The organism is Myxococcus sp. CA040A, from assembly GCF_013336725.1.
Lineage (GTDB): Bacteria > Myxococcota > Myxococcia > Myxococcales > Myxococcaceae > Myxococcus > Myxococcus llanfairpwllgwyngyllgogerychwyrndrobwllllantysiliogogogochensis.
This window is the reverse complement of sequence record NZ_JABUMR010000003.1, coordinates 515,003-532,726: the sequence shown is the minus strand read 5'-3', so window position 1 is coordinate 532,726 and position 17,724 is coordinate 515,003. Positions and strand designations below refer to the sequence as shown.

The window sequence follows — 17,724 nt, the reverse complement described above, 5'->3', positions numbered from 1 at the left end:
CAAGGGCACGCACATGCCTGAGTCCGACACTCCTCCGCTCGTCGAGCTGCGTGACGTCACGAAGTCCTATGCCGAGGGCGACACCGCGCGCGAGGTGCTCTCCGGCGTGCGGCTGACCCTGCGCCGGGGTGAGTTCGTGGTGCTGCTGGGCCGCAGCGGCTCGGGCAAGTCCACGCTGCTCAACCTCATCAGCGGCATCGACCTGCCCACGCGCGGCGAGGTGCTCGTCGACGGCCGGAACCTGGGCACGATGAGCGAGCGCGAGCGCACGCTGCTGCGCCGCGAGCACGTGGGCTTCATCTTCCAGGCGTTCAACCTGCTCCCCACGTTGACGGTGGAAGAGAACGTGCGGCTGCCGGTGGAGCTCAACGGGCACGACGCGGCGGAGGCGAGCGCGAAGGCGCGGGCCCTGCTGGAGCGCGTGGGACTGGCCTCGCGCGCGAACAGCTTTCCGGACCGGCTCTCCGGTGGCGAGCAACAGCGCGTGGCGGTGGCGCGGGCGCTCGCGCATTCGCCGCCGCTGCTCCTCGCGGACGAGCCCACGGGCAACCTGGATGAAGCCACGGGGCGACAGGTCCTGGACCTGCTGGAGGGCCTCACGCGGCAAGGTCACGCGTGCGCGTTCGTCGTCACACACGAGCCGGGCCTGGTGGCCCGCGCGGACCGGGTGCTGGAGATGACGGGCGGACGGCTGGTGGAACGCGACGTGCCGCGAAGGGAGCCGCGGTGACAAACCTCTTGGTGCGCTCCAGTCTGCGCCACCTGGGCCGCCATCCGTGGCTGACAGCGCTGTCCCTGCTGGGCATCGCCCTGGGTGTCGCGGTGGTGGTGTCCATCGACCTGGCGAGCGGCAGCGCGCTGCGGGCCTTCGAGCGCTCCACGGACGCGGTGGCGGGACGCGCCACGCACCAGCTCGTGGGGGGCACCTCCGGGCTGCCGGAGGGCGTGTATCGGGACTTGAGGCTGCGTCCGGACGCGCCCGTGTCCGCGCCGGTGGTGGAAGGGTACGTGCAGGCGGCGGTGGGGGACCGGCGCACGCTCACGGTGCTGGGCGTGGACCCCTTCGCGGAGACGCCATTCCGCGACTACGCGGGCGGCGAAGCCGTGGGCGACGTGGGCGCGCTGCTCACCCAGCCGGGCACGGTGCTCCTGAGCGCGCGGGCCGCGCGGGCGCTGGGCGTGGAGGCCGGCGGCGTGTTGCCGGTGCGCGTGGAGGGACGCGAGGCCTCGCTGCGCGTGGCGGCGCTGCTGGCGCCCGAGGACGAGGACACCGCGCGGGCACTGGAGGCGCTGGTGCTGACGGACCTGTCCACGGCGCAGGAGGTGCTTGGGCGCGTGGGGCGACTGACGCGCGTGGACCTGCGACTGCCAGGCGGAGAGGCGCAGGCGGACCGACTGCGCGCGACGCTGCCGACAGGGACCGAGGTGGTGCGCGCGTCGGCGCGGGCCGGCACGGTGGAGCAGATGACGAAGGCGTTCCGCACCAACCTCACCGCGCTGTCGCTGCTGGCGCTCGTGGTGGGGATGTTCCTCATCTACAACACGATGACGTTCTCGGTGGTGCAGCGGCGCGGACTGCTGGGGCGGCTGCGCGCGGTGGGCATCACCCGGGGCGAGCTGTTCGCGCTGGTGCTGGGCGAGGCGCTGGTGTTGGGCATGGTCGGCACGGTGGCGGGCCTGCTGCTCGGCATCCTGCTGGGACGCGGGCTGGTGGGGCTCATCACCCAGACCATCAATGACCTCTACTTCGTGGTGAGCGTGCGCGGGCTGGCGCTGGAGCCCTTCACGCTGGCCAAGGGCCTGGCGCTGGGCCTGGGGGCCACGTTGCTGGCGGCGCTGGTGCCCGCGTGGGAGGCGGCGCGCTCGGCGCCCGCGACGACGCTGCGCCGCTCGACGCTGGAGGACGTGTCTCGCACGCGAGCGCCGAGGCTGGCGCTGCTCGGGTTGCTGGTGCTCGCGGGAGGCATCGGCCTTCTGGGCTGGCCCACGCAGGCGTTGGTACCGGCGTACGCGGGACTCTTCGCCGTGTTGATTGGTGCCGCGCTGCTGGTGCCGTGGGTGACGGAGCGGCTGTCCCTCTTCGCGGCGGTGCCGTTGGGACTCGCCTTCGGTCTGCTGGGACGCATGGCGGCGCGCGGGGTAAGGACGAGCCTCAGCCGAACGGCGGTGGCGCTGGCGGCGCTGATGGTCGCGGTGGCGACGACGGTGGGCGTGGGCCTCATGGTGTCCAGCTTCCGAGGCACGGTGCTGTCATGGCTGGAGGCCTCGCTCCTGGCTGACGTGTTCATCTCCCCGCCCTCGCTGGTGGCTCGACGCGGAGACTCCACGCTGGTGCCGGGACTGGTGGAGCGACTGCGCACGACGCCGGGCGCCTCCGGCAGCAGCACCCTGCGCGTGACGCGGGCCCGGGTGAATGGCGTGCCCACGGACTTGCTCGCGGTCGATTTCAGCCGTTCGCCGGCACGGCCCTATCGCTTCAAGCAGGGCGACGAGGCGGCCGTGTGGCGGGAGCTGGATGCGTCCACGGATGCGCTCATCGTCTCGGAGCCCTTCGCCTTTCACCGGGGCGTGGGTGTCGGCGACACGGTGCAACTGGCCACGGACCGAGGGCCTCACGACTTCCGCGTGGTCGGCGTGTACTTCGACTACGGCTCCGACGTGGGGACGATGCTGATGCCTCGCGCCACGTATGAGCACTGGTACGAAGACCGGGGTGTGAGCGGCGTGGCGCTTTACGCGGCGCCGGGACAGGACGTGGATGCACTGGTGGCCTCGGTGCGTGAGCGCGCGGGAGGCGAGCAGGCGCTGCTGGTGAGACCCAATCGCTCACTGCGACAGGCGTCGATGGAGGTGTTCGACCGCACCTTTACGATTACGCAGGTGCTCCGACTGCTGGCCATCGGCGTGGCCTTCGTGGGGGTGCTCAGCGCGTTGATGTCATTGCAGTTGGAGCGGGCGCGGGAGTTCGCGGTGCTGCGGGCCACGGGGCTGACGCCTCGACAGCTCTGGGGGCTGGTGTCGCTGCAGACGGGCCTGCTGGGCCTGCTGGCGGGGTTGTTCTCCATGCCGCTGGGGGTGGGGCTGGCGTACATCCTCGTGTATGTCATCAACCAGCGGTCCTTCGGCTGGACGCTGCGGCTCGCCGTGACGCCGGAGACGCTGGGACAGGCGATGCTGCTGGCGCTGGTGGCGTCGGCGCTGGCGGGGCTGTATCCGGCGTGGAAGATGGCACGCGCCAATCCCGCGCTCGCGTTGAGGGAGGAGTGACGCCATGAGCAACGGCCGAGGGCTCGTCATCGGGACGGCGGTGGTGCTGGCGGCGTTGGCGGTGGCGGCGTTCATCGTCACGAGAGAGACGGAGCCGCCCGCGCTGGCGAGGAGCGGGACGCTGACGGTGGCGAAGGCGCTCGGTGGAAGTGATGGGGGAATGGAGGGCTATGCACGCGCCTTCGAGCCACGTCCGTTCCACTTCCCCGAGGACCACGGCCCGCATCCGGAGTTCCGCACGGAGTGGTGGTACTGGACGGGAAATCTCGAGACGGCGGACGGGCGCGCCTTCGGCTATCAGTTCACCCTGTTCCGCAATGCGCTGGCGCCCGGTGCACCAGCACGGGACTCCGCGTGGGGAACGCGAGAGGTGTACCTGGGGCACTTCACGGTGACGGACGTGGCCGCGGGACGCTTCCACGTCGCGGAGCGCTACAGCCGCGCGGCGCTGGGGCTCGCGGGCTCGCGCGCACAGCCGTTCAAGGTGTGGCTGGAGCAATGGGAAGCGGCGAGCGTGGGCGAGGCGATGTGGCCCGTGCGGCTGCGCGCGGAGACGGACGAAGTCGAGTTGGAGTTGTTGCTGGAGCCGGGCAAGCCGCCGGTGCTCGAAGGCGACCGGGGGTTGAGCCAGAAGAGCGCGGAGCCGGGCAACGCGTCGTATTACTACTCGATGACACGCATGCCCTCGCGCGGCACGGTGCGACTGGAAGGACAGACGTACGCGGTGACGGGTGAGAGCTGGATGGACCGTGAGTGGAGCACCAGCGCATTGGGCGCGGACCAGGTGGGATGGGATTGGTTCTCGCTCCAGCTCTCGGATGGTAGCGAGCTGATGTATTACCAACTGCGTCGCGAGGACGGGACGGTGGACCCGTTCAGTTCGGGGACGTGGGTGCCGCCCGTGGGTGCGGCGGACAGCGCTTCCGTGCATCTGACCCGGGATGACGTGGAGCTCGCGGTGCTGGACACGTGGAAGAGTCCGCGCGGCGGGGTGTATCCGTCCAAGTGGAAGCTGCGGGTGGCGAAGCTCGGGCTGGAGCTGACGGTGACGCCAAAGCTCGCGGACCAGGAGCTGCCGGTGAGCGTGCGCTACTGGGAGGGCAGCGTGAACCTGGATGGCGTGCGCCAGGGCCAACCCGTGAAGGGACGCGGCTACGTGGAGCTGACGGGCTACGCGGACACGGCGGCCTCGACACAACGGCCGGAGGCCCGGGCCCGGGGGACTCCGGAGGCCCGAAGCACACCAACGACAGACAGTCCTCGCCACTGATTCCAGCGAAACCACACCCCTGTCGCGGCTCGCTGAAACGGACTTCGTGAGGAATCACCCCGAGTTGCACGGCTGGATACAGCTCAGAAGCCAACTGCCGTGACGATGGGTGGCGATGTAACCATTGCGCACACGAGGGTGCGCCCTTGGCGGGCAGGCTGAAAGAAAGCCTATGCTTCACCCCTCACCCGGGGGGTGTCATGAGTCATGACAATGAAGCGAACACCAGTACAGGAGTGTCCGCCGTCGCGGCTGTGCCATCTCATGGGGGCCTCGCGCCTCCCTCGACAGGCACCATCACCGCCATTCCCCACCCCCAGAATCAGCGACTGCTGATCCTCACCACCGCGCTGCCGCTGCTCAGCCTCGCGGCGGCGTGGTTCGTCGCGCCCGGCTGGAGCTACATCGCCGCGTCCGCCGTGCTGCTCGCCTTCCTCGCCGTGCTCGGCCAGAGCATCACCGGGACTCCCTTCGGTGTGCTCATCAGCGAGCGCAACATCATGAGCCTGTCTCGCTTCCAGGCCGTCACGTGGACCGTCGTCGTCGTCGCCGGCTACCTGACGATGGTCATCGCCCGCGTGAAGGCAAACACACCCAATGCCGTCGACGTCGCAATCCCCCAAGAACTCTGGTGGGCCATGGGCATCGCCTCGACTTCACTGCTCGGCACCTCGCTGCTGCTCAGCGGCAAGCGCTCCAAGACCCCTGACGCCAGGGCCGTCGACGCCACCGCCGCCCAGCTCGCGGAGACACCCTCCGAAATCAACGCCCAGCGCCAGGGCGCCCTCTACGCCAACAAGGGCATCCAGGACGCGCGAATCTCAGACATGTTCCAGGGAGACGAGGTCGGCAACACCGCGCAAATCGACCTCGCCAAGGTGCAGATGTTCTATTTCACCGCCATCGCCGCGGTGACCTACTTCGTCGACATCTCCATGGCCATCCAACGCGGCTCCCTCACCAGCCTCCCACAGCTCTCCGAAGGCCTCGTCGCCCTGCTCGCCATCAGCCACGGCGGATACCTCGTCAGCAAGACCACCGACCACTCCAACTCCAAGCCCGCCTGAGGCACCCGCCCGCCGTATGCTCGGCCCCGGCGCGCCCTCACGAGCGCCGGGCGCCCGAGCACGCAAGCACGGAGGAACGTCGCGGTGCCCAAGCCCCTGGTGGACGTGGACGCGGCCCCCGCGTCCTCCTTCTGTCTCACCGACACGCTGACGCCCCTCACCTCCGGCTGGCACACCCACCGCCGCCACCAGCTCCTCTACGCCGCTCGCGGCGCCCTCCACCTGGAAGTCGCCGAGGCCCAGTGGCTCCTGCCACCCCAGCGCGCCGCCTGGCTCGCCGCCGGCACCCGCCACCGCGTGCGCTCAACCCAGCCCGCCACCCTCTGCACCGTGTACCTGGAACCCTCGCGCGTCCCCTCCGCCCCCGAGGGAACCTGCCGCGTCTTCGTCCTCCCCCCACTCGCGCGCGAGATGCTCCTCTACTCCACTCGCTGGGGACCCGAGCGCTCCCCGCGCGATGCCGTGGCCGAGAGCTTCTTCTCCGCCCTGGCCCACCTGCTCTCGGAATGGGCCGCGGAACCTCGTGAATGGCGCCTGCCTCGCGCCCGCACGCCCGAACTGGAACGCGCCATGGCCTACACCCTGGCCCGACTCGCCGGCCCCGCCACCCTCGCCGGCGCCGCACGCGCGGCGGGACTGTCCCAGCGCACCCTCGCGCGCCGCTTCGAGGAGGAGGCCAGCACCTCCTGGCGCCGCTTCCTCCACGACGCCCGCATGCTGCGCGCCATGGAGCTGCTCGCCGAGGACGGCGCCCGCGTCACCCAGACGGCCTACACCGTCGGCTTCGAGAGCCTCGCCGCGTTCACCCACGCCTTCACGTCCTTCACCGGCGAGAGGCCTCGCGACTTCCGCCAGCGCGTCGCACGAGGCGTCGTCGTCCCACCGCCCCGCGCCACACCCCGCCCCAGGCGACCTGCCAGACGAGCCCCTTGAGGCCCGCCCGAACTCCACGGCGCTTCAGGTAGGCGCCGGCGGCACATCAATCCCTGCCGAAAGGGGACTTGCGATGACCAACTGACCAGATTACCATTCTGGTCAATGAGTTCCGACCCTCGCATCGCCATCCTCAAGGCCGCCGGCGAAGTCTTCGCCCGATTCGGCTTCAAGAAGGCCTCGGTGGAGGACATCGCCAAACGAGCAGGCGTCGGCAAGGGCAGCATCTACCTGCACTTCGAGAGCAAGGAAGCGCTGTTCGAGGCGATTGTCCGGCAATCGCACGAGATGAGCCTCGCCGAGCTCAAGGCGAGCGTCCAGCGCGCCACGACGCCCGAGGCCCAGGTCCGCGCCTACATTCGCTGCAAGCTGGAGCAGAGCGTCCGCAAGCCCGACGGGGAACGCCTTGAGATGGCCACGCTCTTCGAGCTGGGCACCCAGGTGATGCACCTCGTTCCCCAGATGCAGGACGCGGATGCGGCCATCCTGGCGCGCGTCTTCGAGGACGGAGTGGCGGGCGGGGTCTTCACCGTCAGCGCCCCCCAGTTGGCGGCTCGCGGCTTCGTGGAGCTCATCACGATGCTCGTTCCCAAGCTGATGACCCAGGAGACCAGCCCCCTGACGCTCGAAGCCCTGGACGCCTCGTTCGAGCTCTTCATCCGCGGCCTCTCGGCCCCACCCGGCCCGACTCCACCCACTCGCTGACTCCCCAGGCCCCACTCCGTGCCCGGAGGATGGGGTGTTCGTTTGCCCGGGACTGACCAGAAAACCAATTCAGTCATTCAGTGCCGGAGTCCCATGAGTGCCGGCCCCACGACGAGGAACGCAGCGATGAAGACGACCTTGAAGGCAGCAGTGGTGGTGGTGGCCGTGGTGGCGGGGGCGTGTGGTGGCGGTAGCAAGCCCGTGGCGCCGTCTCCCTCGGCGCAGGCCGTCCAGAAGCCCGTGGGCGTCAAGGCGCTCACGCCGGCCACGAAGCTGGAGGCGAGCGTCCTGCAGGCCACCGGCAGCGTGCGCGCCAAACAGGAGGCGACGCTGAGCGCGGAGGCCTCCGGCACCCTGACGAAAGTCACCGTGAACGCGGGCGACGCGGTGAAGCGCGGTCAGTTGCTCGCGCAGTTGGACACCTCCAACGCACGCCTCACCGCAAACCAGGCACGCGCCGCCAAGGCAGCGGCTGAAGCGGCACTGGAGGGCGCGAAGACGGAGGTGGAGCGGGCACGGATGCTGGCGCAGTCAGGCAGCCTCGCGCGCGCTTCGCTCGACAAGGCGGAGGTGGGCTACCGACAGGCACAGGCCCAGGCCGAGCAGGCCGCCGCGGTCCTCGCCAGCGCGCAGGAGGCGCTGCGCGACGCCACCCTCACGGCGCCCTTCGACGGCGTCATCACCAGCCGCAGCCGCAACGAAGGGGACTACGTGTCGCCAGGCACAGCCATCTTCGGCCTCGTCAACACGCAGGCGCTCGAGGTGCGCGCCCCGGTGCCCGAGGCCTTCGTGGACCGCGTGAAGGTGGGCACCATCGTCAAGGGCACGCTCAACCCCTCCGGCGCGCCCTTCGAGGCGAAGGTGCGGAGCCTCGGCGCCGTCATCGACGCGCAGACGCGCACCGTGGAGGTGCTCGCGGACGTACTGCCCTCGAAGGAGGACGGGGCGCGGCTGCGCGCGGGCGCCCTGGTGGAGCTGGACTTCTCCGACATGATGGCCACCGACAGCGCCCCAGGACAGGCGGGCCTCTTCCTGCCGTCACAGGCCGTCAACGCCAAGGGCCAGCAGGGCTTCGTCTGGGTGGTCCAGGACGGCAAGGCGCAGCGCCGTGACGTCAAGGTGGAGCGCGTGCTGCCCGGCTTCGTGCGCGTGGTGCATGGGCTCGGCCACCAGGAGCGCGTCGTCGCCGACGCCAGCCTGCCGCTCCAGAACGGCGTCGCGCTCCAGGTCGTCCAGTAGCCCTCTTCCCTTCCCTCCCATCTTCCGACGAGCGCCACTGCCATGCTCCAGACCTTCATCAAACACTCCGTCTTCACCGTCATGCTGATGGCGGCGGTCGTCGTCTTCGGCCTGTATGCCTATCCGCGCATCGGCGTGGACCAGTACCCCAACGTCGACATCCCCGTCGTCACCGTCACCACGCTGCTGCCGGGCGCGGACCCCGAGTCCATCGAGAAGAACATCTCCGACCCGCTCGAGGAGGCGCTCAACACGCTCAGCGGCGTGGACGAGCTCAACTCCATCAACCTGGAGAACGTCAGTCAGGTCACCATCAGCTTCAAGCTGGGCACCAACGTGGACGTGGCGGCCCAGGACGTTCGCGACCGGGTGCAGGCCACGCTGCGCGAGCTGCCCGACGACATCGAGACGCCCGTCGTCGAGAAGTTCGACATCGGCGCGGCGCCCATCCTCACGCTGTCGCTCTCCGGCGCGCTGCCCATCGAGGAGCTGACGCGCGTGGCGGAGGACGTGGTGAAGCCCTCGCTCCAGAGTCAGGCGGGCGTGGGCAGCATCGGCGTGGTGGGTGGCCGCGAGCGGGAGATTCAACTGGTGGTCGACCCGCAGCGGCTGCGCGGCTACGGGCTGGCCATCGGCGACGTGAGCCAGGCGCTCCAGGCGCAGAGCGTGGACCTGCCCGGCGGCCGCGCGACGCAAGGAGGCCGCGAGCGAGTCGTCCGTCTGACGGCCGAGGCGCGCAGCGTGGAGGAGATTGGCGGCATCATCGTCGCCAGCCCCAACGGCACGCCGGTGCGCGTGCGTGACGTGGCGGCGGTGGTGGACGGCGCGCAGGAGGCGCGGGGTCTGGCGCGCTCCGACACGGGCACGGCCCTGGCGCTCGTGGTGCGCAAGCAGTCGGGCGCCAACACGGTGCAGGTCGCGGAGAACGTCAAGGAGTCGCTCGCGGAGCTCAACTCCGAGCTGCCCCAGGGCGTGACGGTCAGCACCATCAGCGACAACTCGACGACGATTCGCGCCTCCATCCACGCGGTGCAGGAGGACATGCTCATCGGCGGCGTCCTCTCCGTCCTCATCGTGCTCATCTTCCTGAGGGACTGGCGCTCCACCTTCGTTTCGGCCATCGCGCTGCCGGTGAGCGTCATCGGCACGTTCGCGGTGATGGCGATGCTGGGCTTCACGTTCAACATCATCACCATGCTGGCGCTGACGCTCTCCATCGGCCTGCTCATCGACGACGCCATCGTGGTCATCGAGAACATCGTGCGCCACCTGGAGGAGGGGAAGACGCCCATGCAGGCGGCGCTCGAGGGCACCTCGCAGATTGTCATCGCCGTGCTCGCGGTGACGCTCGCCATCGTCGCCGTGTTCATCCCCGTGGCCTTCATGGAGGGGACGATTGGCCAGTTCTTCTACCAGTTCGGCGTCACGGTGGCCGTGGCGGTGCTCATCTCCTACGCGGTGTCGATGACGCTCACGCCCATGCTCTCCAGCCGCCTGCTCAAGGCCCACGCCCACAGCGGGCCTCGCAACCGCGTGAGCGCCGCCATCGAGCGCGTGCTCGTGGGGATGGAGCGCGGCTACCGCCGAATCCTCGGCTGGGTGCTGGAGCGGCGCGCCCTGGCCATCGCCGTCGCGGTGGGTGTGCTGGTGCTGACGTTGGGCATGGCCCGCTTCCTCAAGTTCACCTTCATCCCGCCCTCCGACAACGGCGCCGTGCGCGTGACGGTGGAGCTGCCCGTGGGCTCCACCCTGGAGGACACCGAGCGCGAGCTGGGAATCGTCGCCGCGCAGGTGCGCCCGCTGGAGGGCGTGAAGGAGACGTTCAGCACGGCCGGTGGTGGCACGCTCGAGGAGGTGCACAAGGGCGAGGTGCTGGTGAACCTGGTGCCGCGCAAGGAGCGCGCCTTCGACCAGGAGGCCTTCAAGGTGCGCCTGCGCGACGCGCTGGCCGAGCGCCCCGGGGTGATGCTCTCCGTCCAGGACGTCTCCGGTGTCGGCGGTGGTGGCCGCACCCAGCAGGTCCAGTACGTGCTGCGCGGAACGGACTGGCCCCAGGTCGTCGCGTCCAGCGAGAAGCTGCTCGCCACGATGAAGTCCCACCCGGGCTTCACCGACGTCGACACCACGTTCCGCAGCGGCAAGCCGCAGTTCGACGTGCGCGTGGACCGCGAGCGCGCCGCGCAGATGGGCGTGCCGGCGGCCCAGGTGGGCATCGCCCTGCGGGCCTACCTGGGGCGCGACGAGTTCATGACCTACCGCGAAGGCGGCGAGACGTACGACGTGAAGCTGCGCCTGCCCGACGCGACGCTCGCCTCCGAGGAGGCGCTGGGACAGCTCACCGTGCGCACCACGGGCGGGCAGTTGGTGGAGCTGCGCAACGTGGCCACCATCACCCCTTCCGAGGGCCCGGTGCAGATTGACCGTCAGAACCAGAAGCGGCAGATCACCCTGCTCGCCAACCTCGCGCCCGACTACACCCTGGGCGAGGGCATGGGCTTCCTCACCGCGCAGGCGGAGCAGGACCTGCCCCAGGGCGTGGTGGGGAGCTTCGCCGGCAACGCGAAGGAGATGAACAAGACCGTCGGCGCCTTCGCGACCGCGCTGGGGCTGGGCATCCTCCTGCTGTACATGATTCTGGCGGCGCAGTTCGGCAGCTACATCCACCCGTTCACCATCATGTTGTCGCTGCCCTTCGCGCTCATCGGCGCCATCGGCGCGCTGCTGCTGTCGGGCAACGCCATGTCGATGATTGCCCTCATCGGCGTCATCATGCTGATGGGTCTGGTGGTGAAGAACGGCATCCTGCTGGTCGACTTCACGCAGCAGCTTCGCGACGCGGGCAAGAGCGCTCGCGAGGCACTGCTGGAGGCCGCGCCGGTGCGCTTGCGTCCCATCCTCATGACGACCATCGCCATGGTGGCCGGCATGATTCCGGTGGCGCTCGCCAAGGGTGACGGCGCGGAGACTCGCGTGCCGATGGCGCTCGTCATCATCGGCGGCCTCATCAGCTCCACGGTGCTGACGCTGGTGGTGGTGCCCGTCGTCTACTCGCTGCTGGACGGGCTCTCCGCCCGCTTCAGCCGCCGCGAGAGTAACGCCCCCGCATCGGAGGACGTGGTCGCGCCGAGTGGCCCGCTCCTCGCGGAGGAAGGCTCCCACTGAAGCACGAGCCCACTCCCCGCTGACGGCGGAACCGGGAGCCACATGCCCGGTTCCGCCTCTTCCACCTGACTCGCGAGGTCGACGCTCCGGTCCTTTCAAGCGACCGCGACGCACCTCGTGTGCCCTCTCTTCCCTGACGCATCCACCTCGGTCTTCACCATGCTCCTCCACGCGCTCCTCACCAGCGTCCTGCTGACGCAGGCCCCCAGCGTCGCCGCCACTCCCGGACGCGCCCCCACCTCCCCGTCGGCCCCCGCCGCCACCGACACGCCCGTGCGGGACGCGGCTTCCAGCGACTCCGCCGTGCCGATGTCCGCGTCCGGCACGAAGGCGACCGCGCTCCCTCTGCTCACCCTCCAGGAGGCCATCGCCCTCGCGGAGAAGCAGAGCCCCAGCCTCGACGCCGCACGCGCGCGGCTCCAGCAATCCAAGGAGCTGGGCAACAAGGCCTGGTCCGGCTACCTCCCCAGCGTCACCGCGAGCGGCTCGTACATCCGCAATCCGAAGGAGCTGAGTTTCGCGCTCCCCGGTGCTCCGGACCCCGTCACCCTGCAGAAGCAGGATCAGCTCTCCGGGCAAATCTCCGCGCGGCAGGCCCTGATTGTCCCCACGCTGTGGCCCGCCATCAAGAATGCCTACCTGGGCGAGAAGGTGGCGGGGCTGACGGCGGAGAACTCGCGACGCGAGATTCTCTTCTCCGTGGCCCAGGCCTATCTCGGCGCCGCGAGCCTGCGGGAGGCCATGGCGGTGCAGGAGCAGCTCCTGGAGGTTCGTCGCGGCTTCGAGCGCGACGCACAGAACCGCTTCGAGGTGGGTGACGTGGAGCGGCTGGCGCTGCTGCGCGCGACGCTGGACCGAAAGCAGGCCGAGCAGGAGGTGGTGCGCAGCCGCAACGCCTATGCGACAGCGAAGAGCTCCCTCGCCGCGCTCCTCGCTCGGCCGGTGGACTTCGACGTGGCGCCCCCCCAGGAGACGGCCGTGCCACTCCCCGCGGAGACAGGGGATGTGGCGTCCGCCGAGAAGACGGCCCTCGACCGGCGGCCGGATGCCTCGGCGGCGCGCCTCAACGTGGACCTGGCGCGCGGCGGGCGCAAGCAGGTGCTCTTCGAGTACCTCCCCAACCTGCATGCCACGGGCAACGTCTCGACGAGCAACACCGCCGGCCTCACCGGCGTCGCGTCCACGTGGACAGCGGGACTGGCCCTGTCATGGAACCTGTTCGACGGCGGACTGCGCGAGGCCAACCTGCGGGAGTCCTCTGGAAAAATCGCCGAGGCGAGCGCCAACCTGCGCGGCACCGAGGAGAAGATTCGCGATGAGGTGCGCAAGGCGCGCAGCGAACTGGAGAGCGCGGAGGTCAACCTCAGTACGGCCGAGGAGCGGGTGAAGCTCGCGTGGGAGAGCGCTCGACTCGCGAAGCAGAGCTTCGACGCGGGGGCCACGACGTATCTCCAGGTGACGGACGTCAACGCGACGCTCGCGAGCGCGCAGATGTCCGCCGTGACAGAGGCGCTCAACGTGCAGTTGTCACGCCTGGCCCTGGCCCGAGCAACGGGACTCTTCGACCCCACCGGCAACTCGCTGGCGCCCGTGCCTTGAACGCCATGAAGAACGCATCCGTCATGAACGCGTCACTGACCCAGGTCCGCCGACTCGTGGTGCTGCACGCGGTCGGGCTCACGTGCACGGCCTGGGCGCAAGACACAGCGCCCACATCGAGCCCCTTACCAATCGCGGGAGAAGTGACGATTGAAGCCTCGGCGCCACCACCCGCGACGCTGACGGGGCGCATCGAGCGCATCGACATCCAGGGCAACACCCGCACCCAGGAGTCCGTCATCCTCCGGGCCATGCGAATGGCTCCGGGGGACATGCTCACCACCGGGGACGCCGCCGAGCTGAAGCGCAGGCTCCTCAACCTGCAGCTCTTCAAGAGCGTGGAGGTGCTGACACGCCCCGAGGGCGAAGGCGTCGGACTCCAAATCACGGTGGAGGAGCGCTGGACGCTGCTGCCCATCCCCGTCTTCTCCTCGGGAAAGGGGCAATGGCAGGCCGGTGTCTTCGCCGTCGAGAGCAACCTCTTCGGGCTGCGCAAGACGCTGGTGGGCGGAGGCATGTGGGGCAACCGGGGCGGCACCCTGTTCTCCATGTACCGGGACCCGAGCATCGGAGGCAGCCCGTGGACGGGCCTCCTCTCGTTCCAGTTCGCCAAGACGGACCGGGAGCGCCACGTCCGCGATGTCATCAGGGATACGTACACGGACAGGCGCTTCGACATCGCGGGGACGCTCGGCTACCAGGTAACGCCTGAGCTGAATGTCGGCGCGGGTTGGTTCTCCCTCATCAACAAGCCCCTGGCCTTGCCGGAGGGCCCGGAGACACCCCAGCGGGGAGAGGTGCACGGGGTGAGCGTCTCGGCCGAGTACCTGGGCCAGGACTTCCACTTCTATTTCAACGAGGGGCTGGTGGCCCGGGCGCTCTACCGTGAGGGATTGGGCTTCCTGGGTTCTTCTCGCGAAATGCGTCAGGTGTCGCTCTTCGCGAGCTACACGCTGCCTGTCTTTGGCAACCATGCGCTGACCTTGACGGCCCAGCACGGACAGACGCGAGGAGACGCGTTCCTGGACGCGCAGCTCCTGGGCGGCCGCACGGGGAGCCGGGGCTTCGCCGCTGGAACACTGTGGGCGGAGATGGCGACCTCCGCGACGCTGGAGTACCAGGTGCCACTCTGGAGCCCCAGCATGCTGACCCTCACCGCGCATGCCTTCGTGGATGTGGGCCGGGTGGAGTGGAGGAACTCACTGCTCAAGTACGTCTCCCCCGGCGTGGGCGTTCGCGCCTATGTCCGCGAAGTGGCCATTCCGGCGGTCGGCATCGAGCTGGCGCGGGACCCTCTGTCGGGCGACATCGTGACCTCGGTCGCGGTGGGCTTCGGTTTCTAGAGTTCTTCTGAGCGCGGGCCGCCGTTCTCGCGGCGGCCCGTGAAGCCTGGGCCCGGACGGAACTCACCCGCCGCAGGCGACGCGATGGACCAGTCCGTACACACCGTAGCGCACCATGTACGGCAGCGCGTACTCCGGGAAGGCCGCCGCCGCGCGCTTCTCCAGCTCCGCGTGGTGGGGCGCCGCCGCATCACCGCACAGCTCCGACTTGCGCCCGCCCAGCTCCGCCGCGTACGTCGTCACCACCGTCACCATTCCATTCAGGTAGCGCTGCTGCGCGGCAATCGCCTCCGCCACCGGCGCTGACATCCCGCGCCCTCCGTACACCGTGGCGCGCGGCCACGCGGACAGCTCCCCCAGCGCCGCCTTCCACGCCTCCACGTCCGGCACCACCTTGCCGTCACGCACCCCACCCTCCAGCCACGCATGCGCGCCGTGGTGCACCAGGTCTCCGACGATGAGCGCCTCACGCCCCGGCACGTACGCCACCGTCTGCGTCACCGTGACACCCGCGTGCTTCAGCTCCGTCAACTCCACCTTCGCGCCGCCCTCCAGCGGCAGCGAGTACGCCCCCTGGAACGTGACATCCACCGTGGCCTGCGCCGGATAGGTCTCCTCGGTGAAGGCCTTCGCCACGTTCACCCAGAAGTACTTCTTGTACGCGTGCACGGCGGGAATCGCGGCGGCGGTGGCCTCGCTCGCCACCACCTTCGCACCCGCGCGCTGGAACACCGCCGCGCCGTTGAACTTGTCGGGGTTCGGATGCGTGATGACCACGTAGCGGATGGGGTGGTCGGTCCGTGAGCGGATGTGCTCCAGCACCCGGTTCGCCTCCGCCTCGGTGAACTGCGCGTCGAAGACCACCACCTCCGCGCCCGTGTCATAGAAGAACGAGTGCGTGTCGAAGCCGTTCGCGTCACTCGTGTAATGCGCCACCTCGGAGTCGCCCAGGTTCGCCTTCGTCCCCGCGCACCCCAGCACCAGCAGCGCCCCCAGCGTCAGCACCGTCGAGTTCTTCGTGAAGCCCATGGTCATCGTCCTCGCGTTGGAATGCCGGGACCTCCACAGGGGCCCCGGCGAGCGAGGCGAAACATGCGCGCGTGGCGGCTGGCGTGCTTTCGCGCATCGGCCATCGATTTGTTCGAATCCGCCAGATGTCCCGGCACGTCGACCATGAAGACAGGCGCAGCCGCCCTGTCGACGGGCTTCGCTCGAGTCGCGCTGCTCACCACGTGACGCCGTTCCCGACCTCGGGTGCCAGGCCGCGCATTTCCTCCCGTGGGCAGCGCGACGCTTCCTCACGCACCTCGCGTCACCCAGTCAATCCCGCGCTGCGCCCCATCCCGGCCTCCACGCGGCTGGCACCTGACTTGCCTGTGAGCCACCGGCGCTCGAGGGACGTTCGCCCAAGGACGTCGGAGGCGGGACAAGCATGTGCGGGCATGGACGAAGCGGATGGTGGCTGGGATTGCTGGGCGCGCTCTTGCTCGCCGGCTGCAAGGAAGGCGCGGAGACGCGGACTCCTCCCATCGAGGACCAGGACGGACAACCCGACGCGGGCACGCCTCCCGTCGATGATGACGCCGGAGTGCCCGATGCCGGCGAGCCTCCCGACGCGGGACTCCCTGACGATGCGGGCACACCCGACGCGGGCCCACCGGATGCCGGAGCGCCCGACGCGGGCCCGGCCAGCGGCCCTCCCATCCCTCCGGATGCGAGCGGCTGGCGCTTCCTCGGCTCCGCGCAGGGCGGACCGCGCGAGGTGCTGGGCGTCACCCAGGACGAGGGCGGAAACATCTGGGTCGCGGGCGGCGAGGACGGCCTGTGTCTGGTGCGCCCCGGTGCGAACACCTTCCAGTGCTTCGCGATGGCGGACGGCCTGCATCCCTGGGCCGCGTGGAAGGGCAAGGACCCGCTGCCGGAAAACCGCTACCTCAAGGTGACCGCGGTGACAGGCGGCCCCTCGGGCGTCGTCTTCGTCGGCTACCAGGGCCGCCCCAACTGCGAGAACGAATTCTACAAGCCCCCCGGCCAGCCCGAGGACCCCGCCATCTACAAGAGCGGCGACGCGGACCGCGTGGAGCTGAAGGCCGATGGAACCTTGTCCGTCGTCCACTATGACATCCACTCGCCAGCGCACTCGGTGCCCGGCTACGGCCACCGCGAGAAGCTCTGCACGGTGAACCGCATCGTCTGGGACAAGGCGACCCAGGGCCTGTGGTTCGCCGCCAACCATGGCCTCGCGTGGGGTGAGGCGACCTACCAGGGCGGCGAGGCCTGTGCCAGCGCCCAGGTCCGCGCCGTCAACGAGTGGGCCCATGTCACTCATGACGCCCAGGGCAACGAGGTGGACCGCGAGCTGCGCCAGCGCTGCAAGTTCGGCGTCATGGAGCACGTCCACCCCGCCATCCAGATGCACGGCACGGACGAGACGGACGAGGACAGCCGGCTCGCGGGAGATGTCTGGGGCGTGGCGGTGCGTCCGGACGGCGACGTGTGGATGGGCACGGCCATCCGCAGCTCGCGCTTCCGCATCATGACCAACGGCGTGGGCCACGTGGGCACCGGCGCGCCCTGGAACTTCGAGGCGGCGCGCAAGCAGTCCGAGGAGAAGAAACACAAGGCCAACCGCATCGACATCTGGCCCGACGCCGTCGCCGAGCCCATTCCCCCCACGCCCGCACAGCGCAAGGACGACGTGGTGAGCGACCTCGCGCTGATGCCGGATGGCACCGTCTGGGTGTCCAGCTTCGCCTGGGGCATGGCGAAGCTGAGCGACGCGGGGCTGGTGGTGGACCAGGCGCTGACGGGTGACGCGGAGCGCTTCGTGTCCTCGCTGGAGCGGGATTCGCGCGACGGCAGCCTGTGGATTGGACACCGCTGGGGCCGGGGCCTGATGCGCCTGCACACCGAGGGCACCTTCATCACCCATAACAAGGTCCTGGGGGGCCTGGCCGGCCAGCCCGTCTGGGATATCCAGGTGGCGGGCACGGGCGATGCGCGCGTGGTGCTGGTGGCCTTCGGGGCGACACGTGATGGTGCGAACAACATCACCCGTCCGGGCTCCATCGGCATCTACACCGGCCATTGACGTGGAGTAGGGTCCTCCCAACGCGCCGTCCATCGTTGGGAGGACCCA

12 protein-coding genes are annotated in these 17,724 nt (G+C 69.7%); 11 read left to right on the top strand and 1 reads right to left on the bottom strand.

Going from position 1 to position 17,724, the window contains the following annotated elements:
- Positions 1 to 13: 13 nt before the first annotated feature.
- From HUA75_RS14445 to HUA75_RS14400, 10 genes are all read left to right on the top strand, one after another.
- Positions 14 to 730, top strand: a complete 717-nt coding sequence (locus HUA75_RS14445; RefSeq protein WP_174454076.1) for an ABC transporter ATP-binding protein — start codon at positions 14 to 16, stop codon at positions 728 to 730.
- Positions 727 to 3,267: an FtsX-like permease family protein gene (locus HUA75_RS14440; RefSeq protein ID WP_174486730.1), complete on the top strand. Its 2,541-nt coding sequence runs from the start codon at positions 727 to 729 to the stop codon at positions 3,265 to 3,267. Before HUA75_RS14445 ends, HUA75_RS14440 begins: the two co-directional genes overlap by 4 nt.
- Positions 3,268 to 3,271: 4 nt before the next feature.
- Positions 3,272 to 4,537, top strand: coding sequence for a lipocalin-like domain-containing protein (locus HUA75_RS14435; RefSeq protein ID WP_174486729.1), 1,266 nt, complete (start codon positions 3,272 to 3,274; stop codon positions 4,535 to 4,537).
- 200 nt (positions 4,538 to 4,737) lie between these two features.
- Complete coding sequence (locus HUA75_RS14430) at positions 4,738 to 5,604, top strand: hypothetical protein (RefSeq protein WP_217446072.1); 867 nt, start codon at positions 4,738 to 4,740, stop codon at positions 5,602 to 5,604.
- An 84-nt stretch (positions 5,605 to 5,688) separates the two neighbouring features.
- Positions 5,689 to 6,537 carry a helix-turn-helix transcriptional regulator gene (locus HUA75_RS14425; RefSeq protein ID WP_174486728.1) on the top strand — a complete coding sequence of 283 codons (849 nt, stop codon included), beginning with the start codon at positions 5,689 to 5,691 and terminating at the stop codon, positions 6,535 to 6,537.
- A 105-nt stretch (positions 6,538 to 6,642) separates the two neighbouring features.
- Positions 6,643 to 7,242, top strand: a complete 600-nt coding sequence (locus HUA75_RS14420) for a TetR/AcrR family transcriptional regulator (protein ID WP_174460831.1) — start codon at positions 6,643 to 6,645, stop codon at positions 7,240 to 7,242.
- Positions 7,243 to 7,368: 126 nt separating this feature from the next.
- Positions 7,369 to 8,481: an efflux RND transporter periplasmic adaptor subunit gene (locus HUA75_RS14415; protein ID WP_174486727.1), complete on the top strand. Its 1,113-nt coding sequence runs from the start codon at positions 7,369 to 7,371 to the stop codon at positions 8,479 to 8,481.
- 42 nt (positions 8,482 to 8,523) lie between these two features.
- Positions 8,524 to 11,643 carry an efflux RND transporter permease subunit gene (locus HUA75_RS14410; RefSeq protein ID WP_174486726.1) on the top strand — a complete coding sequence of 1,040 codons (3,120 nt, stop codon included), beginning with the start codon at positions 8,524 to 8,526 and terminating at the stop codon, positions 11,641 to 11,643.
- A gap of 159 nt (positions 11,644 to 11,802) precedes the next feature.
- Complete coding sequence (locus tag HUA75_RS14405; RefSeq protein ID WP_174486725.1) at positions 11,803 to 13,242, top strand: TolC family protein; 1,440 nt, start codon at positions 11,803 to 11,805, stop codon at positions 13,240 to 13,242.
- 5 nt (positions 13,243 to 13,247) lie between these two features.
- Entirely contained in the window at positions 13,248 to 14,585 is a 1,338-nt protein-coding gene (locus HUA75_RS14400; protein WP_254627571.1) for a POTRA domain-containing protein, read from the top strand.
- Between the two features lie 63 nt (positions 14,586 to 14,648).
- Here HUA75_RS14400 and HUA75_RS14395 read toward each other — a convergent pair whose 3' ends face one another.
- Entirely contained in the window at positions 14,649 to 15,614 is a 966-nt protein-coding gene (locus HUA75_RS14395; RefSeq protein WP_174486724.1) for an MBL fold metallo-hydrolase, read from the bottom strand.
- Between the two features lie 439 nt (positions 15,615 to 16,053).
- Here HUA75_RS14395 and HUA75_RS14390 point away from each other — a divergent pair, with 439 nt between their 5' ends.
- The gene (locus HUA75_RS14390; RefSeq protein WP_254627627.1) at positions 16,054 to 17,676 is read left to right on the top strand and encodes a hypothetical protein; all 1,623 of its coding nucleotides are present in this window, start codon (positions 16,054 to 16,056) and stop codon (positions 17,674 to 17,676) included.
- The last annotated feature ends 48 nt before the right edge of the window (positions 17,677 to 17,724 follow it).